Source organism: Streptomyces sp. NPDC051578, from assembly GCF_044454045.1.
Lineage (GTDB): Bacteria > Actinomycetota > Actinomycetes > Streptomycetales > Streptomycetaceae > Streptomyces.
In genome coordinates this window covers 65766-89919 of sequence record NZ_JBITDH010000009.1, presented here as the reverse complement: position 1 = coordinate 89919, position 24154 = coordinate 65766, and the positions used below count along the sequence as shown (strand labels likewise).

30 protein-coding genes and 1 pseudogene are annotated in these 24154 nt (G+C 68.0%); 12 read left to right on the top strand and 19 right to left on the bottom strand.

The window, feature by feature from the left end; translation table 11 throughout:
- Window positions 1-142: 142 nt before the first annotated feature.
- Window positions 143-1105 carry a fibronectin type III domain-containing protein gene (locus ACIA6C_RS28380; protein ID WP_399280090.1) on the bottom strand — a complete coding sequence of 321 codons (963 nt, stop codon included), beginning with the start codon at window positions 1103-1105 and terminating at the stop codon, window positions 143-145.
- A gap of 191 nt (window positions 1106-1296) precedes the next feature.
- On the opposite strand from ACIA6C_RS28380, the gene ACIA6C_RS28375 reads away from it, so the two are divergent.
- From ACIA6C_RS28375 to ACIA6C_RS28365, 3 genes and pseudogenes are all read left to right on the top strand, one after another.
- Window positions 1297-1491, top strand: a complete 195-nt coding sequence (locus tag ACIA6C_RS28375) for a hypothetical protein (protein ID WP_136211500.1) — start codon at window positions 1297-1299, stop codon at window positions 1489-1491.
- Between the two features lie 183 nt (window positions 1492-1674).
- Window positions 1675-2169: pseudogene (locus ACIA6C_RS28370) on the top strand (hypothetical protein); the annotation flags it as partial.
- A gap of 485 nt (window positions 2170-2654) precedes the next feature.
- Window positions 2655-2885 carry a helix-turn-helix transcriptional regulator gene (locus ACIA6C_RS28365; protein WP_399280088.1) on the top strand — a complete coding sequence of 77 codons (231 nt, stop codon included), beginning with the start codon at window positions 2655-2657 and terminating at the stop codon, window positions 2883-2885.
- A gap of 145 nt (window positions 2886-3030) precedes the next feature.
- Here the strand turns inward: ACIA6C_RS28365 and ACIA6C_RS28360 are convergent, their stop codons facing one another.
- Complete coding sequence (locus tag ACIA6C_RS28360) at window positions 3031-3165, bottom strand: hypothetical protein (RefSeq protein WP_399280086.1); 135 nt, start codon at window positions 3163-3165, stop codon at window positions 3031-3033.
- A gap of 117 nt (window positions 3166-3282) precedes the next feature.
- Here ACIA6C_RS28360 and ACIA6C_RS28355 point away from each other — a divergent pair, with 117 nt between their 5' ends.
- Window positions 3283-4248 carry a nucleoside hydrolase gene (locus tag ACIA6C_RS28355; RefSeq protein WP_399280084.1) on the top strand — a complete coding sequence of 322 codons (966 nt, stop codon included), beginning with the start codon at window positions 3283-3285 and terminating at the stop codon, window positions 4246-4248.
- On the opposite strand, the gene ACIA6C_RS28350 is transcribed toward ACIA6C_RS28355, so the two are convergent.
- From ACIA6C_RS28350 to ACIA6C_RS28335, 4 genes are all read right to left on the bottom strand, one after another.
- Window positions 4235-6454, bottom strand: coding sequence for an ATP-binding protein (locus tag ACIA6C_RS28350; protein WP_399280082.1), 2220 nt, complete (start codon window positions 6452-6454; stop codon window positions 4235-4237). The two genes, ACIA6C_RS28355 and ACIA6C_RS28350, sit on opposite strands and share 14 nt — an antisense overlap.
- Before the next feature lie 136 nt (window positions 6455-6590).
- Window positions 6591-6908: a hypothetical protein gene (locus ACIA6C_RS28345; RefSeq protein WP_399280080.1), complete on the bottom strand. Its 318-nt coding sequence runs from the start codon at window positions 6906-6908 to the stop codon at window positions 6591-6593.
- An 84-nt stretch (window positions 6909-6992) separates the two neighbouring features.
- Window positions 6993-8174, bottom strand: coding sequence for a helix-turn-helix domain-containing protein (locus ACIA6C_RS28340; protein WP_399280078.1), 1182 nt, complete (start codon window positions 8172-8174; stop codon window positions 6993-6995).
- Between the two features lie 44 nt (window positions 8175-8218).
- Entirely contained in the window at window positions 8219-8884 is a 666-nt protein-coding gene (locus ACIA6C_RS28335; protein ID WP_399280076.1) for an HAD family hydrolase, read from the bottom strand.
- A 47-nt stretch (window positions 8885-8931) separates the two neighbouring features.
- On the opposite strand from ACIA6C_RS28335, the gene ACIA6C_RS28330 reads away from it, so the two are divergent.
- The 3 genes from ACIA6C_RS28330 (at window position 8932) to ACIA6C_RS28320 (ending at window position 9814) form a co-directional block, all read left to right on the top strand.
- Window positions 8932-9087, top strand: a complete 156-nt coding sequence (locus ACIA6C_RS28330; RefSeq protein WP_399280074.1) for a hypothetical protein — start codon at window positions 8932-8934, stop codon at window positions 9085-9087.
- Window positions 9088-9096: 9 nt separating this feature from the next.
- A complete protein-coding gene (locus ACIA6C_RS28325; protein WP_399280072.1) occupies window positions 9097-9324 on the top strand; it encodes a hypothetical protein in 228 nt (75 codons plus the stop codon).
- A 157-nt stretch (window positions 9325-9481) separates the two neighbouring features.
- The gene (locus ACIA6C_RS28320) at window positions 9482-9814 is read left to right on the top strand and encodes a DUF6233 domain-containing protein (RefSeq protein ID WP_399280070.1); all 333 of its coding nucleotides are present in this window, start codon (window positions 9482-9484) and stop codon (window positions 9812-9814) included.
- 14 nt (window positions 9815-9828) lie between these two features.
- On the opposite strand, the gene ACIA6C_RS28315 is transcribed toward ACIA6C_RS28320, so the two are convergent.
- Window positions 9829-10101 (bottom strand): hypothetical protein, encoded by a 273-nt coding sequence (locus ACIA6C_RS28315; RefSeq protein WP_399280068.1) that lies wholly within the window; start codon window positions 10099-10101, stop codon window positions 9829-9831.
- Window positions 10102-10384: 283 nt separating this feature from the next.
- On the opposite strand from ACIA6C_RS28315, the gene ACIA6C_RS28310 reads away from it, so the two are divergent.
- The 3 genes from ACIA6C_RS28310 (at window position 10385) to ACIA6C_RS28300 (ending at window position 12340) form a co-directional block, all read left to right on the top strand.
- On the top strand, window positions 10385-10981 hold the full coding sequence (locus ACIA6C_RS28310) for a hypothetical protein (RefSeq protein ID WP_399280066.1): 597 nt from the start codon (window positions 10385-10387) through the stop codon (window positions 10979-10981).
- A 196-nt stretch (window positions 10982-11177) separates the two neighbouring features.
- The gene (locus tag ACIA6C_RS28305; protein WP_399280064.1) at window positions 11178-11597 is read left to right on the top strand and encodes a hypothetical protein; all 420 of its coding nucleotides are present in this window, start codon (window positions 11178-11180) and stop codon (window positions 11595-11597) included.
- Between the two features lie 155 nt (window positions 11598-11752).
- Complete coding sequence (locus ACIA6C_RS28300) at window positions 11753-12340, top strand: MucR family transcriptional regulator (protein ID WP_399280062.1); 588 nt, start codon at window positions 11753-11755, stop codon at window positions 12338-12340.
- A gap of 444 nt (window positions 12341-12784) precedes the next feature.
- Here the strand turns inward: ACIA6C_RS28300 and ACIA6C_RS28295 are convergent, their stop codons facing one another.
- Both ACIA6C_RS28295 and ACIA6C_RS28290 read right to left on the bottom strand, forming a co-directional pair.
- Entirely contained in the window at window positions 12785-13042 is a 258-nt protein-coding gene (locus ACIA6C_RS28295) for a hypothetical protein (RefSeq protein WP_399280060.1), read from the bottom strand.
- A 12-nt stretch (window positions 13043-13054) separates the two neighbouring features.
- Complete coding sequence (locus tag ACIA6C_RS28290; protein ID WP_399280058.1) at window positions 13055-13354, bottom strand: sigma-70 family RNA polymerase sigma factor; 300 nt, start codon at window positions 13352-13354, stop codon at window positions 13055-13057.
- An 85-nt stretch (window positions 13355-13439) separates the two neighbouring features.
- Between ACIA6C_RS28290 and ACIA6C_RS28285 the strand changes: the two genes are divergently transcribed.
- Together ACIA6C_RS28285 and ACIA6C_RS28280 are read left to right on the top strand one after the other, a co-directional pair.
- A complete protein-coding gene (locus tag ACIA6C_RS28285) occupies window positions 13440-14021 on the top strand; it encodes a hypothetical protein (protein WP_399280056.1) in 582 nt (193 codons plus the stop codon).
- 90 nt (window positions 14022-14111) lie between these two features.
- The gene (locus tag ACIA6C_RS28280) at window positions 14112-15038 is read left to right on the top strand and encodes a class I SAM-dependent methyltransferase (protein ID WP_399280054.1); all 927 of its coding nucleotides are present in this window, start codon (window positions 14112-14114) and stop codon (window positions 15036-15038) included.
- Window positions 15039-15386: 348 nt separating this feature from the next.
- On the opposite strand, the gene ACIA6C_RS28275 is transcribed toward ACIA6C_RS28280, so the two are convergent.
- From ACIA6C_RS28275 to ACIA6C_RS28230, 10 genes are all read right to left on the bottom strand, one after another.
- Window positions 15387-16430, bottom strand: coding sequence for a tyrosine-type recombinase/integrase (locus ACIA6C_RS28275; RefSeq protein WP_399280052.1), 1044 nt, complete (start codon window positions 16428-16430; stop codon window positions 15387-15389).
- A 136-nt stretch (window positions 16431-16566) separates the two neighbouring features.
- The gene (locus tag ACIA6C_RS28270) at window positions 16567-16950 is read right to left on the bottom strand and encodes a DUF3307 domain-containing protein (protein WP_399280050.1); all 384 of its coding nucleotides are present in this window, start codon (window positions 16948-16950) and stop codon (window positions 16567-16569) included.
- The gene (locus ACIA6C_RS28265; protein WP_399280048.1) at window positions 16950-17312 is read right to left on the bottom strand and encodes a hypothetical protein; all 363 of its coding nucleotides are present in this window, start codon (window positions 17310-17312) and stop codon (window positions 16950-16952) included. The genes ACIA6C_RS28270 and ACIA6C_RS28265 overlap by 1 nt, the downstream gene beginning before the upstream one ends.
- Window positions 17309-17698 (bottom strand): hypothetical protein, encoded by a 390-nt coding sequence (locus ACIA6C_RS28260; RefSeq protein ID WP_399280046.1) that lies wholly within the window; start codon window positions 17696-17698, stop codon window positions 17309-17311. Before ACIA6C_RS28260 ends, ACIA6C_RS28265 begins: the two co-directional genes overlap by 4 nt.
- A gap of 33 nt (window positions 17699-17731) precedes the next feature.
- Window positions 17732-18112 (bottom strand): hypothetical protein, encoded by a 381-nt coding sequence (locus tag ACIA6C_RS28255; RefSeq protein WP_399280044.1) that lies wholly within the window; start codon window positions 18110-18112, stop codon window positions 17732-17734.
- Between the two features lie 52 nt (window positions 18113-18164).
- Complete coding sequence (locus ACIA6C_RS28250; protein ID WP_399280042.1) at window positions 18165-19025, bottom strand: glycoside hydrolase family 25 protein; 861 nt, start codon at window positions 19023-19025, stop codon at window positions 18165-18167.
- A 7-nt stretch (window positions 19026-19032) separates the two neighbouring features.
- Window positions 19033-19848, bottom strand: coding sequence for a C1 family peptidase (locus ACIA6C_RS28245; RefSeq protein ID WP_399280040.1), 816 nt, complete (start codon window positions 19846-19848; stop codon window positions 19033-19035).
- A gap of 45 nt (window positions 19849-19893) precedes the next feature.
- Entirely contained in the window at window positions 19894-20184 is a 291-nt protein-coding gene (locus tag ACIA6C_RS28240) for a hypothetical protein (RefSeq protein WP_399280038.1), read from the bottom strand.
- Entirely contained in the window at window positions 20181-20711 is a 531-nt protein-coding gene (locus ACIA6C_RS28235; RefSeq protein ID WP_399280036.1) for a hypothetical protein, read from the bottom strand. The genes ACIA6C_RS28240 and ACIA6C_RS28235 overlap by 4 nt, the downstream gene beginning before the upstream one ends.
- A gap of 13 nt (window positions 20712-20724) precedes the next feature.
- Window positions 20725-24144: a hypothetical protein gene (locus tag ACIA6C_RS28230; RefSeq protein WP_399280034.1), complete on the bottom strand. Its 3420-nt coding sequence runs from the start codon at window positions 24142-24144 to the stop codon at window positions 20725-20727.
- Window positions 24145-24154: the final 10 nt, after the last annotated feature.

Sequence of the window (24154 nt, the reverse complement as noted above, 5' to 3'; positions counted from 1 at the left end):
GTCTGGCCCAGGGGCGCTACCTGCGGAGTGTGCCTGATTGTTGTTGACCGAGTACTCACCGAACACGGATGTATTGTGCGTGATCTTCTTTCGTGGCCGCGCCGTTCGCGTCGGAATCACCACCGGATCTCAAGTTCGCCGTTCAGCCGGCGAGGACGATCCGCCGCTCGGGGGTGAAGGCGCCCCAGTTGCCGTCGGGCAGTCTGGCCCGCAGTTTCAGGGACCAGACCGTACCGGCGAGCTCGGTCACCGTCAGCCGGTGCTCCACCGTTCCACGCGGGACCGCGCCGGCCCCGAACTGGATGACGGTGACGGGCTGTCCGTTGACGTAGAGCTGGTACTCGGTGGTCTCGCGCCCGGTGGCGGGAGCGGTCCAGGAGAGGGTGACGGCGCCCGGGGACGCGGTCGCGGTGAAGCCGGAGGGCGCGGTGTCCGGCCCCCGGTCCGGGTCGGCGGCCGTGGTCACCTCGGCGAGGGGGCCGTCCGGGGAGGAGTTGTCGGAGCCGTCCCGCGCCCGGACCGTGAAGCCGTAGCGGGTGCCGGGCTGGAGGCCGGTCAACGTGGCGGAGGTCTCGGCCGGGCCGGCCGTGTGGATCCGGACACCGCCCTGGTAGACGTCGTAGGCCGTCACGCCCGTGTCATCGCTCGCCGGCGCCCAGCTGAGCCGGGCCGTCCGGGGGCCGTCCGCGCGGCCGGTGGTGGTGGCCGGGGCGGTGGGCGCCCGGTGGTCCTCCGCCCGGGCCGCCGGGGTGGTGACCCGGGCGGCCGCGCTGAGGGGGGAGCGGTGCCCGGCCGCGTCCTTGGCCCGGACGGTGAAGGCGTAGGCGGTCAGCGGGCTCAGTCCGGTGACGTCCACCATCGTCTTCTCGGCGGGCAGGTCCCGGATGAGTCGGTCGGCCTGGAACAGCTGGTAACCCGTCACCGTACTGCCGCCCGCGGCCGCCTCCCACATCACGTGGACGGAAGTCGCGCTGCCGGCCTGGGCGGTGATGCCGACCGGGGGACGCGGCGGCCGTGCCGCGCCCCCGGAGCAGGCGGTCAGGGCCAGGCAGAGGGAAAGCGCGGCGGTGGTCCGCCCCAGGGGGTGTCTCGCGGGATCTCGCACGGGGAGCGCCTTCCGCCGCAGGCCTCGTAAAGGTCTAGACATATATGGCACGGCCCGACGCGCCCCGGCAAGTCCCCGGCGCCCTGCACCGCGGGTGGGTCACACAGGGTCAACACCCGTACGGCGGACACGTGTTTCGCCCGAAGGGCCCCTCCGCTGCGCCACCATGGCGGCGCCCGAAGGAGGCTTCGATGGTGATTTCCCTCTCCGTGATCGTTCTGCTCCTCGTCCTCGCGTGGATCTTCCTGCGAGGCGGAGGCCTCAAGTTCTCCCACGCACTCGTCTGTGTCCTGCTCGGCTTCTACCTCGCGAGCAGCAGCATCGCCGCGACCATCCACAGCGGGCTCGCGGCGACGGCGAGCGTGGTCTCCGGCCTCAACCCCTGAACCCCTCCCGATCCCCGCACCCCGTCCCCAAGTCACTTGATCTCACGCGGTGATCGACTGTTGCGCCTTCGTGAATCATCCGGCTCCTCCATGGACTGCTCCGACGGTTCGACCTAGCGTCTGGCGGCGGCGCGGTGTCAGACGCGGTGTCAGCAGAACCGACGGGAAGTGGAGGAAGTCCGGATGTTCCGAAGAGCGCTGAACTGCGCCGTGGTCCCCGCCGTCGTCGTCTTCGTGGCGATGTACGGGATCTCACCGGCGCAGGCCGAGGGGATACCCAAGGCCCCCGGCCACCGCCTGGTCAGCCAGTACGACGGCGCCCCGGCCGCCGCCGTCCCGCTGCCCGGCGAGGCCCCGCCCCAGCACCCCCACCTCGCGCCCAACGGCCGCAGCGGCATGCACTCCGACGCCGCGGGCAGCGCCACCTCGCCCTGGTCCGGGCCCCTCGGCAGGAACCCGGAAGTGACCAGCCAGAAGATCGCCGCTCTCGGCGGCGAATGCGCCACCGCCACCTTCGACACGGCCGGCCGCCTGGTCACCGTCTGCGGCACCTTCTCCGGCTTCAAGGTCGAACTCCTCGATCCGCGCACCCTCGCCACCCTGGCCGAACACCAACTCCCGCAACGCTCCTCCACCGTCGAGGCGATCACCTCCCTCGACTTCTCGAAGATCTTCAAGGTGATCACTATGGCGGACCGCTGACCAGGCACACGTTGCGCCACCAGGGCTTTCACCTGCGCCTTCGGTGGGATTAATGGACACCGTTGCCCAGCGTTGGCCACCGTTGACCATGATCAGCTCCCACTTGTTTCCCACTTCTTCCCACCCGTGACGCGACGAGGCCGGGCCCGGATCTTTGCCCTCGGAGGCGATGACAGATCCGGGCCCGGCATCTGGGCCAACGAATGACTCGCGCAGCGGTGCTGTTGTGCGGTTCACTCGTCGGGCCGGATGCCCGTCCGTCGATGACGGACATCCGGCGAGTCTCCCGAGGGTCGGCGCATGGGGTGCTAGGCCCTCGGGGGACTCACGGCGTAGTCAGGGTTTGGACCTAACTGCGCCGAGCTTTTTTGCGACCGCGCGCTTGAAGCGACCAAGCTTGATCACAAAATGCGGGATGTATACCGCAGACAAAACGATCTTGATGTTTAAGTGTTCAGTGGGTGCAACCCGCTACACCTCCGTGGATCCTCCAGGCCCGCATCGAACTGGGCAATCGGATCCGCGATGCCCGCCTCGCGGCGGACCTCACACAGGAGAAGTTGGCCTTGCTGGCAGGAGTGGACCGGACGACGCTCCAGAAGACAGAGGCCGGCAAGACCGACCCCAAGTTCGGGCAGCTGCTTCGTCTCGCCCGCGCCCTGAATGTCCCGGCGCGAGAGTTCCTGCCGTAGCGCTGTTCCTCGATGCGAATTTCGGCCAAGTGGCCGAGACTCCAGTCTGCCTGGTGCCTGGTTGTTCCGTCAGGCCGTCAGCCAAAGGACCCTGCCTGGAGTGTTCCCCGCCCGCCCCACGCCGCCGCATGTGGCGGGCGGGCACCTAGGTGTCCCGCCCCGCGGCGGCTCGAACGTCGCGCTTCCTGCGGTACGTGCACGTGACCATGTCGTACTCCAGTGAGTCGGGCGTGATCTGGCCGAGCCGCCAGCGGGCTGGACGAGCTGCGTCAATCGTCACGGGGATCACCCCACCAGCGCCAGTGTTTCGGTGTTGCGCAACACACGAAACACCTGGCGCAGCGCCACCTCGACGGCAAGACTTCCAGCCATCCCGCAAGCACTCGGAGGTCCCGCGATGACGTCCAGCAACCCCCGCATACCCGTCCTCATCGACACAGACCCCGGTGTCGATGACGCCTGGGCGATCCTGTTTCTGGCCGCCCAACCCGACGTCGAAATCCTCGGGCTGGGCACGATCCACGGCAACGTACCGACGGCACAGTCGGCTGCGAATGCCTTGCGGATCCTCGACGTTGCCGGCCTGGCGGACGTCCCGGTGGCTGTGGGCGCGGAGAAGCCTCTGCAGCAGCCGCTCTCGACCGCCGAGATCGTGCACGGTATGGACGGCCTCGGTGGCCAGGCTGGCGCCGCGTCCACGAGGCAGCCGAGCGCGGAGAGCGCGGCGGAGCAGATCGTCCGGCTGGCACGTCAGCGTCCCGGCGAGATCACCCTGCTCGCGATGGCGCCGCTGACCAACCTCGCGTTGGCGCTCCGGATGGAACCGAATCTCCCCCGACTGCTGCACAGGGTGGTGTACATGGGCGGCGCGATCCGCGTCCCAGGCAACCTGACGGCGTGGGCGGACGCGAACAGCGGGCACGACCCTGAGGCCGCCGAAGAGGTGTTCCGGGCTGGGCTCCCGATGACGGTCGTGCCGATGGACGTGACCGAGGCGGCCTGGGTCGACGAGGACTTCCTCGCCGAGGTGGCGGCAGCAGATACCCCCGCGGCGGCGTTCGCGTCGCGGATCCTCGAAACTTATGTCGGCATCTACACGCAGCTGATGGGCCGCAGGGGCTGTGTCATGCACGACCCGCTGGCCGCGGCCGTCATGCTCGACCCCGACCTCGCCGAGTACGAGGAGCACCAGGTCCTGGTTGAGCTGGCCGGCCATAGTCGGGGACGGACACTGATAGACGATCGCGGTTTCCCGCCCGAGATGAACTCCATCACCGACGGGCGCCCGCCGGTGCGCATTGCGCGGACGGTGGACGCCCAGACGGCGATGGAGCGGGTCCGTAAGGCGCTCACAGGCTGCTGAGGCGGCCAGTCAGCTGCTCGGCGCGCGGGTCGCCGAGCGCCTCGAAGCTGGCCCGCGCGGCCGTCCACGCCGCGCGGGCCTCCTCCAGACGGCCGGTCTCCTGCAGGATCTGGCCGCGGCGGTCGAGGGCGTCGGCCACGCCCCACTCATCGCCGGCAGCGCGCCGGAGCGTGATGCTTTCGTCGAGGGCGGCGAGGGCGCCCTCTGGGTCGCCCTGGCTGAGGTGCACGCCGGCCCGACGAGCCCAAAGGACGCCGGCTGCGTACTCGTCGCCATGAGTCAGCTCGAGGGCATCCTCGAAGATGGCCTCAGCCTTCGCGTCGCCGAGATGTCCGAGGGCTTCGGCGAGGCTGGCCATGACGACGTACCCGCCGTGCTTGTCCCCCACCCGTTCGAAAAGATCCAGTGCCTGGCTGAAGTGCGCGACGGCGTACTCGTGTTCCGCCTCATCGACGGCGGTGAAGCCGAGGCAAGCCTCGACCCACGCTTGCCCGTGCACGTCGCCGAGCTCACGGCGCAGCGTCTGGGATTCGAGCAGGTGGCGCCGGGCGAGGTCGAAGTGGCCAGACTGTCGATACGCCTCACCCAGGTTCATGGCGAGCCAGGCCCGGCCTGGAATGTCGCCTGCCTTGGTCGCGGCAGCCAGCCCTGCTTTGTGGCTGTCGATCCACAAAGACCACGGCTTCCGAAGGAGCAGCCAGTTCCACAGGCGGGCGGGTATCTCCCACGCCGCGTCGAGCCCGAACTCGGAGGCGAGGCGCACCAGTGGCACGATGAGGGTTTCGACCGAGTCGCACCACGCGCGAGCATCGTCGGGCCCCTCAAATTCGGGGATTGCCCGTGGGGGCTCGCCGAGCAGTTCGATGGCCCTCTGCGGAGCGATGGCGTAGCACGCGGCATCCACGGCGTACATGACCCAGCTAGCGAGCCGGCGGGCGATCTCTGCCCGAGCACCCGCGCTCTCCTCGTCAGCCGCGCGCTCGGCGGCGAAGTCACGGACCAGGTCGTGGAGCCGGTACCCGTCCGCCTCCGTCTCCTCGAGGAGGTGTGTTGCGGCGAGGGCGTCCAGGAGACGCCGCGTCTGGCCGAGCTCTCGATCCAGGTGGACGGCCGCTACCGCTGCGGTGATTCGGCGGCCGGGGTAGAGGCCCAGGTACCGAAGAGCCCGGGCCTCTTCCGGCTCGAGGGCCCCGTAGGAGCAGGCGAGGACGGTGCGGACGGCGAGGGACGGGTCGTCGTCAGCTGCGAGCGCGTCGAGGCGTCCTTGCCCCTCGAGTTCCTCGACGGCGGTGGCGATGGTGCGGTGGGGCCGGGCGGCGAGGGTCTCGGCCGCGATTCGCAGGGCTAGTGGCAGGTGTCCGCATCGATCGGCGAGAGCGGCAACTGCCAGCGGTTCAGCGTCGCACCGGTCCGAGCCGATGACGGTTCGAAGAAGGACGACGGACTCCGTGGTGGGCATAGGGCCCAGTTCGACGCGGTGCGCGCCGGCGCTGACGGCGAGGCCGGTGAGACGTCTCCGGCTGGTGATGAGGCTGGCGCATCCAGTCGAGCCTGGCAGCAATGGACGTACCTGGGCGGCGTCGTGGGCGTTGTCCAGGACTACGAGGACGCCACGCTCGGCGACGATCGTCCGGAGCAAGGCCGCGCACTCGGCAACGCTGGGAGGTATGGACTCTGCGGGCACTCCGAAGGCGGCGAGGTGATGCTCCAAAACGGCCTTCGGTTCGAGGGGCGTCGAGTGCAGGCCCCAGCCCTGGAGGTCGGTGTACAGCACGCCTCCGGGAAACTGGTCGGCGATCTGGTGGGCGTACTTGAGGGCGAGTGCCGTCTTGCCTGCCCCCGCTGGTCCGTCGATGGTGATGGTGAGGGCCGAGTCTCGCGGCCCCGCCCCTTGGATGCGGGCCAGCTCCTCGATGGCGTCCGATCGACCCGAGAAGCGCGCGGGGGCGGGGGGCAGCTGGGCTGGGGTGAGGAACATCGCCCGGGGCTGATCGGCCCGAGCAAGGGCGAGTAGCTGGCCCTCGGCTCCGAGGACGTCGTCACAGAGACGGACGAACTCGTCGGGAGCGTGCCCTTGACCAGTTTCGACTCGACTGATCCACCCGGCGCTGTAGTGGATGCGCTTTGCGAATTGCCGGAGAGAGATTCCCGCTTCTTCGCGTCTTCTGCGGAGTTCTGTCCCAAAACTGCGTGCGGGCAGCGTCATTGGTACCCCCTCATGTCAGTCCGCCGGGGCGGATCGGCAGTCTGGCATATGCGCGGGCTCCACGTAACTGCTGGTCGCAACGTTGCCCGCGCCGAGGAATCATTCATTCCGGCGCATCCTGAGAAACGACTGCGCTCTACGGGAGCGCGCCGTGCGGCGGGCAGGCCCGCGGGAACCAGCTAACAGCCACACCGCCCCGTTCGGACGTGCGCGCACCGAGATCGATGGCACGCCGATTGTCGAGGATCACCCCGCAATGAACGCAGGCCTGGCCGCGCTCCTGCTGCTCGCTCAGGGTCCGGTGAGAGATGCACCGCCGGATCTCCCACTCCTGGCCGGCGGCAGTCGTGACGACCCCGTCCGGGTGCAGGGTCGTGGCGACGGCGCCGCAATCCCAGCACGCCTCACCGTGGAGGCGGGCGATGCTGACGGCGTCGAGGGCAGGGTCTGGCATGGCCGCTCCGATCTGCTGCGTTGAGGGCACAGGCAGATCATGAACGCCGGGAAGGGGCGTAAGTGCTACATCGTGTAGCACTTTTCAAAGCGCCCCGATCCATGCGGCGTAGCTGGTCAGAGACTCAGCGTCGGCCCACTTGAGCCGGCGGATCGTCTCGACGTCCTCGCGCACCCATGGATGCTCGCGGACGGCCTGCGGGGCCAGACGGCGGGCGACCTTGAGGGACTCGAAGGCGTCGTCCGGCCGGCCCGACCAGAGCTGAGCGCGCCCCAGTTCGATGTAGAAGCCGCTCCTGCGTTCGGCGGGGATCTCGTTGCCTGGCTTCCAGGCCTTGGCGACGGCGAGGGCGTCCGCGACGTGCTCCCGTCCGAGGCTGACCGCGACCGCGACCTCGTGGATCCTCACGGATGACGGTCCGACCGCTGTCCCCATGTAGATGTCCTCGGCGAGGTCGTCGGCGAGCTCGTGCGCCTCCTGCAGGTGAGTGGTGGCCGCGGCGGCGTCCTCTCCTCTGGCTGCGACGACGGCGGCCCGCATGTGGAGGGCGGCGCGGGCGGCAGCAGCATCCTCTCGGCGGGGGGTGGGGCTGGCGTCGATGGCCAGCTCGAGAGCTCTCTGGCCCAGCCGGTACGCGCGGGCGGCTAGGTAGGTCTCGGCGCTGGTGTAGGCGACGGAGGCCTGCAGGATTTGGTCGCCGGCCTGGTCCGCTGCCCATTGCATGACGTCGATGAGACGGGCGGACAGGTCGTGGGCGCCGTGTTTGTAGGCGATGGCGTCTGCGGTGCGGGCGGCGGAGGCCACGAGTCGTGCGGCGTCCGCTCGCGCGGGGCCGCGTGCGGCGTGCAAGTGCTGGAGGGCGGCTTGCAGGATGGTGGGGATCCCGACCGCGATCTGCCCGTACTGGGCCGCGAGGCGCCAGGCGACGGCTTCCTCGACCCGGGCCTCGAGCCGGGCGAGCGGCATCGTCGGCGGGTCGAGGGGGATCGTGTAGCCGGCGATGGCTGCGGAGATGCCTGGGAGGGCGGCTCGGACGCGCAGGGCGGTCCCCGTGTAGCCGCTGGTGAGCCGCGATGCATCGACACCGAGAGCTTCGGCGAGCGCCTCGAGAGTGCCGTCGCTGGGGTTGCGGGCGCCGCGCTCTATGGCGCGGACCATGGCGACAGAGATGCCCGCCGCCTCGGCGAGGCCCTCCTGCGTCATGCGGCTCGCACGGCGGCGGGCGGCGATGCGCTGCCCAATCTGGCTGGGGGTGTCCGCGACCACGGGATGCTCCGTTCAGGCTGGTGGTCGCACGCTACCGGCGCCTGTCAGCTCGGACTGCCCTTTCCGTGGGACGGGTTGACCAGGCCGGGCAGGTCGAGGAGCGAGTCGATGGAGTAGTCGGCGACCTGCTGGACGGTCTCGTCGTCGGCCCACCAGTAGCCCCACGGGCCGCGGCGAAGATGCGCGGTGAGAAGCCCGGCCTGGGCCGCGGGGAAAATATCGTTCTGAGGGTGGTCGCCGACGTACAGCGTCTGGTGTGCGGGGGCATCGGCTGCACCGACGACCTGGTGGAAGAAGTCCGGGGACGGCTTGGCGACGCCCCACTCGGCGGACGTGACCACCAGGTCAGCGGGGAGCTGGAGGGCGCGCAGCAGATCGCCGGCCTTGGTGCTCTGGTTGCCGGCGACGATGACGCGGACGCCCATCGCCTGGAGTGCGGTGAGAGCGGGGCGGACGTCGTCGTACAGGTCGGACTCATCCAGCTGCTCGCCGCGGCCCGCTGCTTCCCTGGCCCGGTACTCGGCGCCGACGTCGATGCCGGGGCGGAGGAGGCGCAGGGCGTCTGCGTTGTCGCGGCCGTCCACGACGACGGCGCCGACGAGAGCCGAGACGGTGTGGCGCGGGATGTCGAGCCAGTCCGCCCAGGAGGCCCAGTAGCGGTCATCGCGTGTGATGGTCTCGCCGACGTCCAGCACGACAGTCCGAATCATGGGCTCACACTACGGCCGTGTGGGTGCAGCCCGATATTCTGTGCGACATGATGGCGACTACCGACGCCGCTGGCGAAGCCCGCCCGATCGCGGAGATCAACGACGCGATCCGGGCCCTCGTGCTGGCCGGCCGCGCGGGCTCGGAGGAGTACGAACTGCTCCTTGGCGAGTGGCTGCGGGCCACTGTCGTACCCGCCGCCTAGGATCCGCCCGTGGCAATCGAACTGAACGACGACCTGATCAGACTCCAGCGCGCCTCGGATGCGGCGTGGGCCGCCGTGCGCGAGGACCCGTCGGACGACGCGTGGGCTGCGTGGCGAGAGCGCGCAGCCGAGGTGCAGGCCGCGGTCACCGTGTACGCGCAGGAGAGCGGCGAGCCTCGGAACAGGGTCGAGGCTGCGGTGAAGAAGGCCGTCCGGCATCCGGCACCTGAGGCCTGACATGGGGGCGCCCGTCGGTCGCTGTCCCCGAAGGGCCGACGGGCGGTAGAGCACATCTGCCCAGCCGCATCCCCGCGTGCTAGAGCTGATGTTGTCCTGTCCATGCTAGAGGTGGCCACTGACAACGACGTGCGCCGATCGGCGTAGACTCGAACACATGTCCGACCGATCCGATCGTCTTGCCCAGCTCCGCTTCCTGGAGCGGGTCCAGCTGCACGATCTGCAGCGGACGCGGGATTGGATCGCCGCCGAGGAACGGCACCTGGCCGTCGAGGCGACCCGCCTGCCCTCGCCCCCGCCCCCGGACTGGCTGATCGAGCGAAGCATCGGAGCCGGACGGCTCCCCATGCGCGTGCATTCCGGGGACTGCTGGGACGCGTCGAAGCGGTGCAAGTCGGCAACCGCGGATCAGGTTCGGCGGGCGCTCGTCGAGGGCGTCCAGCCGTGCCCGCACTGCCGCCCGGACAGCAGGCTCGGAGTGCTGGACTGACGTAGGTGTTGCACTTACATGGCCGCTCGTTCGTCGCGGATGTCGCTGACGCTGGCGAGGAGGGTGCCTTCCGACTGCTCGTAGTGGGACAAAGCCAGGCCGAGCCCGAAGAAGGTGGGGGCCCATTCGCCAATGAAGATTCCCCACCGGTCGGCGCGAGCGATGCCGGCGCCTGGTTCGGCGTTGAGGGACGTTACCCATGTGGCGATGGAGAGACCGATCGAGGCGAATGCTGCCATGTACGCGTGCTCGCTTCGCATGCCCATGTCGTGCAGCTTCTTGATCATGATCATCCCTGGTGTGTGAGGGGTCGGGATCTCCTCCAGGTTCACTCGGCTGGCGCGTGTGCGCATCCCGGCGGTGCCGCGCCCCGGCGACGGCGCCGTGACCTCGGCCGGGAAGCGGGTTGGCCGGGCCGGATACGAAGAAGCCCGCCCCCGCTGGATAGGGGGGCGGGCGTGCCGGCCTGAGGCTCGGCGTGCTGGACTGAGCCGTATGCGCCCCCCGCATTGACATCGTTATGCGGGGGGCGCATAGTGGTAGCACCAGCAGCGGCAAAGGGAGTAGTCGATGAGCCTCACACCCCGCCCCATCAAGTGCAACACCAGCAGCGTCGCAAGCCGCTCGCCGATCGGCACTCGCTACACGGATGGCGACGAGACGTACACCCTCGTCGCCTACCGCTACGACGACGCCAACCCCAAGCTGGCTATCCCCATCCTTGTGGGCGACAGTGACTTCGACGACAAAGAGCCCAACTGGTTCGAAACCCTGACCCATGGCTCCATCACGCTGGAAGTCCCCTCATCCGTCCTGGCTGCGGAGGACATTCTCGAGATCGCGGAAGCAGACGAGGAGCTGTCCGCCCGCGCAAGGGCGGCGGCGTTCAAGCGCTACAACGAGCCCGCCCGGGACACGAGTGACTGGGTGAGCGTCCTGGCATTCGAGGACATCGAGACCGACGAGGAGCTCGCCGCGTTCCACCGTTGGGTCAAGACCGAGCTGGCTTTGAGGGAAGCGCAGGCCGCTCTGGCGCGTGCCGCCGAGGAGCGTGGATACGCGATTGGCGAGCTGGTTGCCCTGCGCGGCTCGCAGGAGAAGGCGGCCCGGCTGATCGGCTTGAACCAGTCTTCGGTCAACCGGGCGATGCGGCAGCCTCGCGACTAGTCCGGCCGCACGAGTACGAGGAGCCGGACGAGTCGTGAGCGCGCGGCAGCTTTCGCGGGGAGCCGGGAGGGCGGGGCCCGGGCGTTCCAATGGGTCGCTACACCTTGATGTGTAGCGCGCTTGACGGTCGCCCTCCGTTGTCGCATGATGGGTGTCAAGCGCGCTACACACGTGGCGCCGAGTGGAAGGCCCGCCCATGTCGAGCATCGTGACGGCAGAGCAGATCCGCACACTGTGGAACGACCCGAACCCCAGCGCCGCCATCGACCGCGGTGACAGCCTTGAGCCCGTGACCAAGGACGACCTCGGCGCGCTGGCCTCCGAGCTCGACACGGACGACGAGGGGTACCCGCTGGACGACCAGTGGGAAATCATCGCCGACCAGCTCAACAGCGACACCACGGACGCGCCCACCTCGACCGTCGGCCACACCATGCTGGACGAGATTCGCGAGGCCCGCATCGAACGAGACCGGATCAAGGACGAGGCCGACGCTGAGTTTTACGCGGCCATCCGGACGGCTGTCGCCGGCAGGAAGGCTCCGATCACAGCCATCGCCGAAGCCGCAAAGCTGTCCCGGGAGCGTATTTACCAGATCCGCGACGGCCGCCGGTGAACGCTTCCCCCCGCGCCAGTTCCGTCTCCTGGCTGGTAACCCGGCGGGAGGCGGAGCCGCTTCTCGGCTACGCCCCAGGCAGCTTGAAAGTGGTCATGCAGCAGCAGCGAGGACGCTGGCCCGAGCCGGTGGCTTGCCGGGTGAAGGGGCGAGCCTTGCTGTACGAGCTGGAGGCGCTGCGGGCCGTCGCCCGCCCCGGTGAAGTGCGCTCCCGACGCCGCGCAGGCGCTGACGCCGATGGTCTTGTTACCTGCCTGTCCTGCGGACGGCGCTTCCGCTCGCTCGGCCCGCACCTGGCTCGCGCGCACCACATGACAGCCGTCGAGTACCGCGCCGAACACGGCCTTCCGGCCACCACCACACTGATGGCTACGGATGCCCGCGCCGCCCTGTCTCAGGCCCGGACTGCCGCGATGGCCGACGATCCGGACCTGGTGGGCCGGATGCGAGCCGCTGCGCTCCCGCAGCAAGAGCTGTCCCGCCGCTCGGCCGAAGCCCGCGCTGGCACCAACGACCTGCCTACCGTGCGTGCAGCGCGAGCTGCTGGCGCCCGCCGCACCCTCCCCGCCGCGCGACAAGCTCGCAGCGCCGCCCTCGAAGCCGCAGTGCAGGCGGCCGGGTTCGAGTCGATGGCAGCAGCGATCGACTCGACGCGACACCTGTCGAACCGGGCGGCAGCGGCGCGGATTGGCGTTGGCCCGAGCACCGTCAAGCGGTGGCGGCAGCGCGCACTGTCAGGTTGACCGGTAGCCGTATGGCGGCAGGGGCCCGGAAACGAGAAGAGCCCCCACTTCGGAGGGTGGGGGCCGAACCCCCGCATCGGCGGGGAATCATCACTGCGTCCAGGACGCACGGGGCGTCTTATGGAACACCCCCGCATCGGCGGGGAGGCGCCCATCATGACACGGCCGGAACATGTCGCGAGGGTGAACCTCGGAACGCGTGTCCGACCGGCCGTCCGGACCAGTACGAGGAGCCGGGCGAACTCTGAGCACGCGACGACCCTCCCGTGGGGAGGCCGGGAGGGGCGCCGGCCCGGGATAGTCAGGTCCGGTGGCAGAACCGTAGACCCGCAGGCCCGGGTGACGATAGGCATATGACAGCGGGATTTTCGGAGACGCGAAGAGCCCCCACCCCTGCCGGGTGGGGGCTTTCGGTGGCCTGCGGCGCCGACAGGCGTCGGGCAGTTAGAGAGGCTCGGACGGGTCGATCAAGGCTGCTGCGACCTCCGGCCACGCTGCGCCATTGAGGGCGCCCTTGTGGGTTCGGATCCGATGAGCCAAGCGCACGGCAATGTCCCGCTCATGCAGATCGAGCATCAGCGTCACGGCCGCATGCACGGCTGGCGGTACTCCGGTCTCCTTGAACGCCACCGTGGCCATCTCGTAGAGGTTCTCGCGCGCAGTCGGCATCATGCCCTCCAGGCTTCGGGTCGAGTAGCGCATAACGTTCTTCCCTTAAGCGCCAGGATTTGGCGCCTCTTCCGGCGCTTCGGTGGCCGCCCGCCGACCAGTCGTCCGACCTTCGGCGATCTGCTGTGCGCGGGCGCGACTGGTCCCGATCACCTTGCCTACTTCGGCGTGACTCAGGCCGTCGGCCCGCAACTCCAGTACGGCATCCTGCCGCAACTGCCGCAGCCACTTCTGTAGCTCGGGAACGGCGTTGAGTGCGGCCCCGACCTCCTTGGCGCGCTCGCCAGGGTCCTCGTTGTCCGCTAGATGCTTTAGGGCCTCGAAGGGCGCCGGGGGCGTCGTCATGGAATGAAGCGTAAGGGGTAGGGTTGCACATGTAAGGGCTACCCCCTACGCTAAAGGTGTCGAGATACCCACCAAGGGAGTTCAGATGCCTCGCCCGATCAGCTGGCCGACCCGGGAAGAGTGGCAGGCGAAAGCCGAGCAGTCCGAGCGCACCAGCTGCTTCGCTCGCGAACGAGTCAGCTCCGACCCGGCCGAGTGGCTGGGGACAGACCAGATCGCCGAAGGGCGAGTAGCCGCGGCCAAGCTCGTCCGTGCCACACGGATTGCGCTCGGCAAGGCCGGCCTTGCTGGAGAGCGCTCCAGCCTCAATCAGTGGTACCGGGACGCGGCCGACGAGGGCGCCACTGTCGACGACCTCGCCTCCGGCTGGTTCCACGTAACGCGCTATGCCCGCATGGTCCAGGTCATGCCGGAAGCTGCCGACCGACTGGCCGTTCTTGGCGAGGCCCTGCGTACTGCGCGGGACGCGGCGGCGGAGGCAGTCGAGGAAAAGGCCGTGGCCACGGCCGTGGCCACGCGAGCCAGCGACGAGGGGTGGGCGAAGGAGCTGGAGCGCCGGGCCCGGGTTGAGCGTGGCCCTCAGGTCACCACCATCACGGTCCACCAGGACGGCAGCAGCACCGTCAGCGCACCGGTCCCGTTCCAGCCCCCGTGGCCCAGCTACTAAGGAGTGATGGTGAGGGTTCCCGCTGACGTTCTCGAAGCCCTAGCCCAGGCCCACACCGACGGAGCTCGCCTCGTGCTCACGGGCCCACGCATGAACCCGCCGCTGTACCAGCGTGTGAACGAGGTCCTCGAAGCCGTGGGCGGGCACTGGACCAAGTCGGCCGAGGCGCACCTGTTTCCCGCTGACGCCGCCTGCGCGATAGCCCCCGTCCTCGCCTCCGGGCAGGTCGTGACGCTAAGGGAGAAGCGGCAGGACGCCCAGTACTTCCCGACCCCGGCGGCCGTCGTGAAGCGTCTAGTTGAGCTGGCCGCCGTCGCGCCGGGCATGCACGTACTGGAGCCTTCGGCCGGCTCGGGCGCAGTCGCGTCCGCAGCGGCTGCGGCCGGTGCTGTGGTCGACTGTATCGAGCGCGACCCTGGATACGCAGCCGCACTCACCGAGGCCGGGACCGCTCGCACTATCCGAGTCGCCGACTTCCTCACCGCCACCCCGGAACCACTCTATGACCGAGTCCTGATGAACCCGCCCTTCACCAAGGGCGCCGACATGGCCCACGTCCAACACGCACTCCGGTTCCTCAAGCCGACCGGCCTGCTCGTGGCAGTCATGTCGTGCGCGGTGACTCACGATTCCCGCGGCACGGCCGAGTTCCGGGCCCTCGTGGAGCAGAGGGGCGGTGCAGTCGAAGCGGTACCCGAGAAGGCGTTCGCCTCGTCCGGCACCAACGTCGACACCGTCATCGTCACCATCCCCGCCACCCGACCGACCGATGCTCAGCCCGCCGTCTGGCCAACCCGTGAAGTGCCAGAACAGGCGATGGCGGAGTTCCGCGATCCCGCAGAGATTGCCCGGGAAATCGCAGACAGTCTCTGCGAGGCGATGCAGCTCATGGACAAGGTCGCGCGTGATCTCGCAAAGCCGAACCGCATCGCCACCCCCGTCAGGCCCGTCGCCGATCTGCCTCTGTGGTCAGGCGGCGAGCAACTCGCCTTCATTGACCTAGGAGAAGCCTCGTGACCAGGGAAGGAAGCATCGTGCCCGATCTTTACATCGGCCAGCGAGTGGGAACCATCACAGATGCGCCCGCCGCATGGCCTGGCGCCTTCTCGGCGCCTGCGGGAAGCATAGGCACCATCGTTGGGGGGATCGACGCATTCGGCTGCTTTGGGGTAGTCCTGGATGGCGACCCTGACGCCCTGCCCGCCTCCTATCACCCCGATGAACTGCGTGCCCGCCCGTGACCAGACTCCCCACATCCCATGCCGGGCAGCCCCTCGCGCTGCCCGGCTCGGACCTGTTCGAGACGGTCCGCCGTAAGCTCATCGACGACCTCGGCCCCACCCGCGCGGGTGGGGCCTTGTCGTGCTAGGCGCGGGTGTCTCGCGGCAGGAGGGGATTGTTGCGTCGCTTGTCTGCTGGGCGAACGTAGGCGAGCACCTGGGTGGAGTTCTTGCTCCACCTTCCGTGCTCTGCAATGAACGGCACCGGCACGCCTCTCTCAGCAGCGTCCGTTGGGCCTCCCGCGCGAAGTCCGTGTGCGGTCGTCCGCTCCGCATCCGTCAGGTTCGCAGCCTTGGCCAGCTTCTTAACGATCTCTCCAACAGCGGCAGCGGATAGACCCTTGCCTACTGCACCCCGCGAGTGGATGGCCCGGAGTAGCGGTCCGCTCGTGATGCCGAACTCCGCCAGCCCTTCGACGTAGGAGGTCACGATGCGACCGGCGTCGATGTCCGGGGCGAGGGCTCGCGGAACATCGACGTCCTCGCCTTTGGCATTGGTGTCGGTCTTGGACATGGGGATGAAGACGCTGACCCAGTCCTCGGAGACCGTGAGCTGGCTGAGCTGGATGGCGGCGAGTTCGGACCGGCGGCCCATTAGCCCGTAGCCGAGCACGAGAATTGCAGCGTCCCTGCGACCGCTGAGCGAGTTCCGATCGCACTGCGCCAGGAGTAGGCGCAAGACGTCGAGGGTGACAGCCTTCGCGCGGCGCGGTCGCCAGCCGGCCTTGGCACGGTCCTGGCGGTGGACCTTGATGAGCTCTCGTGCGGCACGGGTGCCTGGCTGTCCCTCGAAGCCTGCACGGAAGTGGGCAGTGCGGATCGCAGAGAGGGCTTGGTCGAGGCTGTTGGGCGAGTAGGGCTGGCCGGTTGTGGCGGAGGTGGACCGCATCAGGTGCCCGATGAATTCGGCGACGGTCTGGCTGGTCATGGGAAGCGGGGTGCGCTGCTCGACCTCGCACCAGGCGAGCGCCATCTTCCACCAACGCTTGTACGCACGGTCGGTGTTGTCGGCGATGGAGCGGTTGAGGTCGGCGATGGTCTCGCCTGAGAGGTGTTCGTCGTTGGTGCGCGGTGCGGGCAGGTCGGTGACGATCTCGGCAACGTGTACCGGTTCGAGCTCACTCCCCACGTTCATCCTCCTTTGAGGCGGTATGTGACTAGAACTAGCGTACCGCTCAAGGGCCTTGATACGTGGGAGTTATCGCGACTCAGCCCCCGCCAGGGCACAGCACAACGCCCCCGCCCAGAAGGGCGGGGGCTGCTGGCTACAGGTAGCGGACAGCCGCCACGTTGATGATCAGGTGGATGGTGTTGTCTGCAATGATCATTAGCCAGACCGCCAGCCACGGTGGCGTCTCGCTGGGGTATCCCGTCGCGGAGCACTCCGACCACGGGCGCCAGTGGCTACGAGGAGCCAGGAAGTTCTTCGCCCAGACGACATGCCGGGCGAGCCGGTAGTGGTCGATGACGGCGTGCGTGCCGACGATGACCGCGAGGGCTGCTGGCGACTGGGTGACGAGCAGGAACGGGAGTCCGTAGGTGAGCGCGTGCGCCCAGGCAGGCCACCAGCGCTTCGTCTTCTCGTTCGCCATCCAATGCGACTGGATGAGGTAGTCGCCGACCAGGTGAGCCAACAGGGTGCCGATCATCAGACTCCAGTTCGGTTGTACTCGGTGATCCTCTCCGGGGGCGCGGGCGGCTCGATGCCTGCCTGACTCATCTGCGTGGTGAGGTCCCCGACGTAGAAGACAAAGGCTCTGACGAGCGACCGAAGGGACCGCACTTCTTCGCGAGTCTCGGCGAGGTCTTGCCGCTGCTTCTCGCGGATCTCCTTGAACGCTTCGAGGTCTGCGGTCCGCTGGGCTGGCTCGCTCTGTACGACGGCCGCCACCTCCGTGGCCCGCGCCGACGCCGCTGCCGCCGCCCGCGACGACCGCGCCGTGAACACAACACCGAGCAGTGTCAGCACCGCGCCGCTGACCGTCGCTACCGCAGCCCACACGTCGCTCATCCGCCCTCAGCTCTCCGGCCGCGCGGAAGCTTGGGCACGGAGTGCTCGGGCACCGTCGCGGCCCACAGGATCACCCCCACGTGGGAGGTGAGGTACCAGATCGCGACCCATGTGCCGCGGGGGTAATCGCCACCTATGGCGGCGGCGAGGTATGCGATCGCCCACACTGACGGCGGCACCAGTGCGGCGGCGAATCCGTATCGATCGCGTCCCACCTTGAGGAACGCGCTGGTGAACGTGACGACCCCTGCGGCGATCCAGATCCACGCCCAATGGCACAGGCCGGGCGTGGGCGGCAGCAGGGGCGGGTGCACGTAGAAGGAGATCCCCCAGCAGGTCTTACCGACGCCGAGGATGGCGAGGAACGTGCCGCGGCGGCCCAGCATGCGGTGGAGCCGCCGGGCTGCACGGCACCTCACCTACACGCCTGTGAGCGGGGCGGGCTTGACGAGGCTCGACCGCTCGAGGGCCGTGCTGGATACGGGCGCGGTGATCTGCGTCCGCTCCCACAGGGCCAGCGCCGCGGCGATAGCGGCCATGACGTAGGCCTGCCTGTCGGCGGACCAGTGCAGGCCAAGGCCGACGAAGAGGGACATGACAGCCTGCGCGAGCTGCATGAGAGCGGCGGCCCAGGCTCCGTCCCGAGCCATGACGGCGAGGATGAGGCCGACGATCGAGGCTGCCACCACGTTGATGGCGGTCTGGGTGCCGGCGCTCACGTCGAACTGGTAGCCGAGGAGCTTCACCAGTGCGGCGACGAAGCCCAAGATGAGAGCCGGTTCACGGCCGAAGATCTTCATGGTGGTCCGTTTCTGGGTGGGGTGAATGGCGAGGTACGGGGGTCGGTACGGGTCAGGCGCCTGACGGCTTCGCGACGACGGAGACCTCGACCTTGAGCGTGCCGTCCACGAGGGCCTGCTTGATCTCCTCCGGGGTGAGGGCAGCCGCGTGGATCGCATTGATCGTCTGGACCTGGAAGACGTCCTGCCAGACGAGCCACCAATACGCAGCCTTGGACGTACCCGCGCGGGATCCGTCCGCGTTCAGGTTCGGCAACTGGTAGTTCCAGACGGCCGCCGCGACGGCCTGAATGTCCTCGGGGGTCACGATGTCCTCCTGGGGGTTGGGTGAGGCGAAGCTGCGAGCCCAGGCGCGGAGCTCGGCCGTGCTGTTGAGCGGGCAGAAGTCCGTATCGATCGGACTATCCGTGTACTGGTGGAACATCCACGAGGCCTTGATGCCGGGGTCCCCGGCCTTGCGTCCCGCGGTGGCGATCCACAGGAAGTCACCGCAGTAGCCGCCCTGGTCGACGTTGCGCCAGTAGTCGGTGTTGCAGTACATGCCGACGGGGTTGCGCGGGAGCTTCGCCTTGACGTAGCGGAGCCACTGTTCCTTGTAGGCGAGCTGCCTTGCCTTACTGACGCCCGCGTTGGCCTCGTCGTAGCCCTCCCAGTCGAGGATGACGACGTCGCCGGGCTGCCAGGCCACCTGATTGAGGAAGTAGTCGGCTTCGGCTTTGGCGTCGTTGCCCATGTGGGGGTAGTGGTAGGCGCCCCAGACCAGCCCGTTTGCCTTGGCGTGGTTCCGCTGGCTGACCCACTTGGGGTTGATGTAGCTCAGGCCTTCGGTGATCTTGACGAAGGCGAAGGACAGGCCAGCCGTGCTGGGTGTGCTGCTCTGGTAGGAGGCCCAGTCCTGTCCGAGGATGCCCATCTGGGCCTCACTTTCTGGTGCGTATGGCCTGCCAGGCGCTGCCAAGCCGGCAGCGCTTCGGTGACGGCCGTTCGTGGATGGTCCAGGTCGGGATCGTGACGTCGCCCTGTTGGGAGAGGAGCCACGCCAGGTCATCAGCGGTCAGGTAGCCGGACCCGTCGTGGCCCCACGACGACCCCCACGAGTTGGTGATCCAGTACTCGCCAGTGCCGTCGTACCGGTTCAGCTCGACCTCGTGGCCGCCGGCGACGCCGGAGGAGCGGTCGACAGTGATCCGACCGTCCGCCGCAGGTTCGTACATGCTGTTCAGCCACGGAATCCCGATCATCACGGGCCCGGACTGCAGGGCGCTGGTGAGAGCCGCGAGCGCGAATGCATGGCTGTAGCTGCTGGCCAGACCGAGTGCTTTCAGGGCCTTTGCGACGCCAAGGCCCGACGAGCCGGTGTCGGCGGGAGGGTACTGGCCGGGCACCGCGTCGAGGACCGTGGCCAGGGAGTACAGGGCGACCGCGAACGCCTCGTCGAGGGCGTGGTCTCCGGCTGTGAACCTGCCGTGCGAGGCGGCAGCCGCGGCCGGGGTGACGGTGACAGACGTTCGACCTTGCCGGACAGCCGAGTCCGTGCCGAGGAGGCCAACGCCGGCGTTGCCCGTGCACGCGCCGAGCTGTCCCTGGTCGAGAACGGGTATCCGCCGGGTCCAGGCCACCGGCGTGATGGCGGCCTTGGGGAGGACCCCGTGCGCGAAACCCAAGGACCGGGGATCGTGCTCAATGTGCCGCCCGAGCTGTGAGGCCTGGGCCGGCAGTAGTTCGATGTGGGTCATGCACCCTCCAGGGCAGCGCGAGCCGGGTCGGGCTCGGGGTGGGGGTTACCAGCCGGGCGGTAGGCGTTTCTTCGGCTTGGCGGGGTCGCCGGGGAAATCCGGCACGGGTTCCTGTTCCGGAGTGCAGTCGCAGGCGGCAGTCTTACCGGGGCCCGTGCATGAGGCCTGGTGGGTGAGTGCGGCCGCGGCGGGGGTGAGGGCGTGGTCGGCGCACGCGTAGACCGGAATGAACGCGGAGGTGTCGGGCGCACGCTCGACGAGGCGGCTCGCTTCGTCGGGGAAGGGGCGCCGCTTCCACTGGACAACGGCGGCCTGGCCGCACTTGCAGGTGATCACGCGTGCTCCCAGATGACGTACATCATGCTCGCGGCCTCGTTCGCGAAGGCCGTCGAGAGGGCGGCGCCGCAATTTTGGCCGCCCGCGATCTCGACGTAGTCGCCGACAGCCAACTGGAGCAGGTGGGAGACCTCGACGATGCCGTTCAGGGTGCCCGCGCCGAGGAGGTTGGCGGCGCCTTGGATGAACGCCCCATTGACGTGAACGCGGGCACCCCGCGAGCCAGTGCCGTTAGTGGCAAACGCGGCCCGGCCACCGACCCGATACCAGCCGGCCACTTGACACGTATATCGCGAGGTGTTGGAGACGGTGGAATGCCCTCCGTAAGTGTCGATGATCTCGCTGTCGAAGGTCAGCACCGCCCAAGTTCCATTCGCCACGGACTGCACGACTTGCTGCTGCCCGATGAAGAACGGCGCGTTGGCGAGGAACGTGAGTCCGTTGTAGACGTTCGCATTCCATAGAGCGCCGGTGATGTACTGCCCGGGCACGACCTGGGCGGGGGTGGGTGCCGCGAGTCCCGGCATGAGGCCTCCAGAGTCAGTAGGCGAAGGCGGTGGAATCGAATTTCGTCCCGGCGTCCCACGTTGCGGGGTCGGTCGTCCCGGCCGGGAGCGGCTCGCAGATCAGGTCTCCGGCGGCGTGCGCCTTCGTTGTCGCCGCGGTCAGCGTGATCGTCGCCGACGCCCATCCGGCCGTGGTCGTGCCGACCGCGGAGACGGTGACGGTTTCCTGATTCGCCGTGTTCTGCCCGAGGACGATCTGCTGCCCGGCCCCGAGCTGCGCGGCCAGCGGGTTGGTGGTATCGGCGGAGGCGTTGACGACGATGCTGGTCACCCCGGACGCCACGCTTGTATTCAGTGTGGTGTGCCATGCGGCAAAAAGGCCGTAGGGGGTGAGATCGACGGGGCTGCACTGGAGCATGGCGAAGGCTTCACCACGGTCGTCTGTTTGCCAGTTGATGGATTCGACGAATGCGTCGATCTGGATGGCAGGGCTGTTGGGTGGCCTTCTGATGACCCGTACTCGGCTTCCTAGCTCCAGCGAGAGCAAGACCGGCCATAGGGCGGGCTGGGCAGAAGGGTGCAGCTTGAGCGTGTTGATTCTCGAGACGGGCTGCCTGTACCGGGACAGCAGGTAGTTGGCCGCATCCTGGCATTCGGCGGCCGAAGAGGTGTTGATGGTCCGGGACAGGGGGCGCGGGAAATACGCTGCGATCGAAGCCTGATCCTGGGCAGCGAAGACCTGCCCCGTGGCCTTCTGGGTCACCTTGACCGTGTTGGACAGGCGTGTCGGATCGAAATCGAGCTTGCAGTCCTCGTAGGGGTACTCGCCTAGATCGGCACGCTCACCAAAAATGTATTGAGGAGTCAGCGCGTTGTAGCGGGACGACCGCGCTCGGAAGGTGACCGTTCCGGCCGCGTCAACGTAATGGGCACCTCCTTCCGTATCCACGACGCCCTGCAGAGCAGAGAGAGCATCTTGGCCACCGAAGTCCGCAGCCCCCATGGACGTTGTCAGTCCCGTCTGAACCGACTTGGGGCCAGTCCAGCCTGCGTAGGCGAGTATGCGGGCGTAACGGCTGCTGGTCGATTCGCCGGTGAACGCGCTCTTCCAGGCTTGGTAAAGGCCTGTGATTTTCGCTGAAGAAACCCACTTGGTGAACTCGCCCGCGAATGCGATATCTCCCTGAAAGTTGACGGTTGTTCCGTCCCCCACCGTTGCGTCGACGAATCCGCCGAGGTTGTCGCTGATGAGCCCTGTCGGTGCATGGGTAGAGGGGATGGAACCGTAGTAGGAGGCTGTCGCCCCGTCTTGCGAAAAGAGCACCTGGGCAGTGGCCTGATTGTACCCGAAGAGCAGAAAATGCCAGTTCCCGTCCATGCAGTTGGTCGCACCGCCGGCCGTGTATACGTTGCCGAAACCTGCGGGGCCGAACAGGACCAACGTGGGTTTTCCTGTCACGTCTAGGCACAAATACAGGCGGGAGCCGGTTGCACCGGCTGCCGTGCGCTGGTTATCCATGCACGACCAGAGATACGCGGCCGAGACGATGGTCGGTCCCGTATACCGGAAGGCGAGGAAACGAACGAACATGGTCGGATCTGCCGGGCCCTTGATGCCGGCGGCGCCTAGCTTGAGGAAGGTCGCTGGGGCAGCCAGGGCCTCGCCTGGATACGGGTTGGCGATACTGACGACCGTGCCCGAGCTGCCCGTGTAGCCGCCGTTGGCGCTATTTGAGGCGATCTGATTGCCGAAAGTCAGAGAGCCTGGCCCATATTTCGAGTTGGCGACCGTGGCTTGAGGATAGTTCCCTGTGGCATCACTTGCTCCGTCTGATCCCTGAGGGTCGTCCAGCTTGTACAGAAATCTCGGACTGTTGATGTTGATCTCTTGGGTGAGGGGATCAGATAGGCCTACCTGCGAGAGCAGGGCAAAAGCATCGACGCAGTTTGGGGACACAGTCCCGTACACGCCATCCTTCCAACTGGATGGCCACCGCTCCACGAACCCCGAGAACATGGGATACCAGACGCCCGGTTGCACCCAGGCGGTCGCCGCAGTGCCGCGCTCTAGCTGCCAGCCGTCGACCTGGACGCTGCATGTGGCGGCGGCTGCGGCGGCCACCATGACGCCGGCGTTGATCCCCGCTGCGTTGGGCGGTGCGGTGGCGGTCACGGTGATCAGCGTCCAGGCGGCCGTAGCCGATCCCGTCAGCGTCACCGTGCTGCCATAGGTGAAATTTGCTGCCGTCCCTCCCACTGTGGCGTCGTACCAGCCGATGCCAGCCTTGACTTGCAGTGAGGTGGAAGCGGTTACGTTTCGGACCCGCATCTGCATCGTGTACGTCTGGCCTGGAAGTACGGCGGCCTGCAGGGTGTGGCAAATCCGAGTGGGCGCGGCGCTTCCGGACGGCACGGAGAATGCCAGCACGGTGGCGCCCTGCCATGCCGTGCTGGAGGCAGTGACAGCGCCGGTGCCACTCGGATCCGTATTGCTGGAGATATTCGCGGAGAACACCGTAGAGCCGACGGCGTACCCGCCCAGATCACCACCGCTCGCCATGATCTGCGAGAGAAGATTGACAGTCTCGGGCCACTGGGCCCTTTTGCGGTACGGCTGGTAAGGCGCGATGCGGCCTGCGAAAGGGCTCGTCGCATTGGTGGGGTCGAGGACACCGTCGCTGTTCGCCAGTGCGGTCGACAGTTCACCAGTGCGGACCTGGTCGAGCTCGTACTGCCGTCCCCGCTGGATGCTGCTTGAACCCATGGTGCGCTGTGTGACGTCGACCAACCGGTCCGCCGGTGAGGGGGTGGCCGCGGTCCAGAAGGCTCCCCAGCCGTCCTCGATCAGCGGCCAGTTCGGATTGTTGGGCCCGCCCATCCGGGTGTTGATGCAGCTGATCGAGGCGGTGAGGCCGGCGACCTCGGTCGCCCCGGCCGAGGTCTGGAACGCGAACGTCATGGCGGTCGCGGATGCGGCCCAGCTGTAGGCGCTGCTGGTCTGCGTGGTCCAAGTGATGCCGTCAATGGAGGTGTCGGCGTACCAGGTGCCTGCGGATTCCCGGAGCTGCCACCAGCGGTGATTGTGGCCGTCGTAGGAGCCGAGCATCGTCGTGGTGGTGACGCCTGCCGTCTGCAGGGTGAATTCGAGGATGCCGGACTCAACCCTGATAGCGACGGAGTTGTTGGCGTCGACCCGCAAAACGAGGGCGGTCTTGGTGTTGCCATTACCGGTCGCGACGGCCGTGACCAGGGCGTAGACGCTGCTGCTGGTGGCGTCGTACAAGTTCGTGGAACCGAAGGAGTTGGTGGCGCCGCTGGTCGTGGGCTGGGCGAGGGTGACCATGTCGACGGTGGTGTCGAGCGTGGCGGTTCCAGTGATCGAATTCCACAAGCTCGTATTGAGGGCGCCTGCCATGAACGCCTCGACGAGGGTCGAGATCTTGGGGTTGGGCACGGCGCCTCCC

Excerpts from the sequence above, each read along its gene's own strand:
- ACIA6C_RS28355 (WP_399280084.1), top strand. The coding sequence starts at position 3,283 with ATGACGTCCAGCAACCCCCGCATACCCGTCCTCATCGACACAGACCCC.
- ACIA6C_RS28245 (WP_399280040.1), bottom strand. The coding sequence starts at position 19,848 with ATGACCCACATCGAACTACTGCCGGCCCAGGCCTCACAGCTCGGGCGG.
- ACIA6C_RS28310 (WP_399280066.1), top strand. The coding sequence starts at position 10,385 with ATGAGCCTCACACCCCGCCCCATCAAGTGCAACACCAGCAGCGTCGCA.
- ACIA6C_RS28250 (WP_399280042.1), bottom strand. The coding sequence starts at position 19,025 with ATGGGCATCCTCGGACAGGACTGGGCCTCCTACCAGAGCAGCACACCC.
- ACIA6C_RS28335 (WP_399280076.1), bottom strand. The coding sequence starts at position 8,884 with ATGATTCGGACTGTCGTGCTGGACGTCGGCGAGACCATCACACGCGAT.
- ACIA6C_RS28305 (WP_399280064.1), top strand. The coding sequence starts at position 11,178 with ATGTCGAGCATCGTGACGGCAGAGCAGATCCGCACACTGTGGAACGAC.
- ACIA6C_RS28265 (WP_399280048.1), bottom strand. The coding sequence starts at position 17,312 with ATGAGCGACGTGTGGGCTGCGGTAGCGACGGTCAGCGGCGCGGTGCTG.
- ACIA6C_RS28375 (WP_136211500.1), top strand. The coding sequence starts at position 1,297 with ATGGTGATTTCCCTCTCCGTGATCGTTCTGCTCCTCGTCCTCGCGTGG.
- ACIA6C_RS28345 (WP_399280080.1), bottom strand. The coding sequence starts at position 6,908 with ATGCCAGACCCTGCCCTCGACGCCGTCAGCATCGCCCGCCTCCACGGT.
- ACIA6C_RS28290 (WP_399280058.1), bottom strand. The coding sequence starts at position 13,354 with ATGACGACGCCCCCGGCGCCCTTCGAGGCCCTAAAGCATCTAGCGGAC.
- ACIA6C_RS28295 (WP_399280060.1), bottom strand. The coding sequence starts at position 13,042 with ATGCGCTACTCGACCCGAAGCCTGGAGGGCATGATGCCGACTGCGCGC.
- ACIA6C_RS28315 (WP_399280068.1), bottom strand. The coding sequence starts at position 10,101 with ATGATCAAGAAGCTGCACGACATGGGCATGCGAAGCGAGCACGCGTAC.
- ACIA6C_RS28320 (WP_399280070.1), top strand. The coding sequence starts at position 9,482 with ATGTCCGACCGATCCGATCGTCTTGCCCAGCTCCGCTTCCTGGAGCGG.
- ACIA6C_RS28255 (WP_399280044.1), bottom strand. The coding sequence starts at position 18,112 with ATGAAGATCTTCGGCCGTGAACCGGCTCTCATCTTGGGCTTCGTCGCC.
- ACIA6C_RS28235 (WP_399280036.1), bottom strand. The coding sequence starts at position 20,711 with ATGCCGGGACTCGCGGCACCCACCCCCGCCCAGGTCGTGCCCGGGCAG.
- ACIA6C_RS28285 (WP_399280056.1), top strand. The coding sequence starts at position 13,440 with ATGCCTCGCCCGATCAGCTGGCCGACCCGGGAAGAGTGGCAGGCGAAA.
- ACIA6C_RS28270 (WP_399280050.1), bottom strand. The coding sequence starts at position 16,950 with ATGATCGGCACCCTGTTGGCTCACCTGGTCGGCGACTACCTCATCCAG.
- ACIA6C_RS28350 (WP_399280082.1), bottom strand. The coding sequence starts at position 6,454 with ATGACGCTGCCCGCACGCAGTTTTGGGACAGAACTCCGCAGAAGACGC.
- ACIA6C_RS28330 (WP_399280074.1), top strand. The coding sequence starts at position 8,932 with ATGATGGCGACTACCGACGCCGCTGGCGAAGCCCGCCCGATCGCGGAG.
- ACIA6C_RS28280 (WP_399280054.1), top strand. The coding sequence starts at position 14,112 with ATGAACCCGCCGCTGTACCAGCGTGTGAACGAGGTCCTCGAAGCCGTG.
- ACIA6C_RS28260 (WP_399280046.1), bottom strand. The coding sequence starts at position 17,698 with ATGCTGGGCCGCCGCGGCACGTTCCTCGCCATCCTCGGCGTCGGTAAG.